This is a genomic window from Candidatus Regiella insecticola LSR1, assembly GCF_000143625.1.
Taxonomy (GTDB): Bacteria; Pseudomonadota; Gammaproteobacteria; order Enterobacterales; family Enterobacteriaceae; genus Regiella; species Regiella insecticola.
In genome coordinates this window covers 1-724 of record NZ_GL379634.1, presented here as the reverse complement: position 1 = coordinate 724, position 724 = coordinate 1, and the positions used below count along the sequence as shown (strand labels likewise).

1 protein-coding gene is annotated in these 724 nt (G+C 38.0%); it reads right to left on the bottom strand.

Annotated elements, in window-relative coordinates; genetic code table 11:
* Nucleotides 1-86 precede the first annotated feature (86 nt).
* Nucleotides 87-530, bottom strand: coding sequence for a PTS sugar transporter subunit IIA (locus REG_RS08465; protein WP_039908250.1), 444 nt, complete (start codon nucleotides 528-530; stop codon nucleotides 87-89).
* Nucleotides 531-724 lie beyond the last annotated feature (194 nt).

The following is a 724-nucleotide window of genomic DNA, read 5'->3' as shown; positions in this document are numbered from 1 at the left end:
ACATTGCCATAGCTATGCTCTTCTTAGATTGATAGCACAATTTACTACGTAATGCGGTTTATTTTTAAACCAGAGACAGCATTAAATTAATGCCGTGCGATAATTGATAAAATATCATTTGAGTTTTTTGCGTTTAATATCGCATTAATATCAGCTTGATCGGTGAATAATTTGGCAAGTTGGGAGAGCGCGTTAATATGGCTATGAATATCGGTGGCGGCTAAAACGATTAATAATTTTACCGGATCCTTTTCCCGCGCATAAAATGTGACACCATTAGAAATAATAGTCAGTGCCAGTGATAATTTATTGACCCCTTCTTCTGGTCGTGCATGCGGCATAGCGATACCAGGTCCAACCACATAATAAGGACCAATAGCTTCATGTGCTCGATAAATCGCATTGACATAACGTGGTTCAATAGCATCATTATCAATCAACGGACGGCAAGCGATAGCAATGGCATCACGCCAATTACTAGCCTGTGGCACGATCTGGATAACATCTGACGTTAGTAGCTCTTTTAACATGTAAGTCTTACTCCTCGTAACCATAGCCCGAGAATAAATATTTTATAGAATTATTAATGTGATGTTCATCTCAATAAGTGGGGTTTTTACCCGATATTATTTATTTTAGCTTGTATAACCGAATCAGTTTAATTTGATTCAAGGCGGAGGAGCGCAGACAGTATGGCTTAGGTGTTATAAATTGACGTACAATA

Bases quoted from the DNA above. Each gene is read 5' to 3' on its own strand.
- REG_RS08465 (WP_039908250.1), bottom strand. From the start codon at position 530: ATGTTAAAAGAGCTACTAACGTCAGATGTTATCCAGATCGTGCCACAG.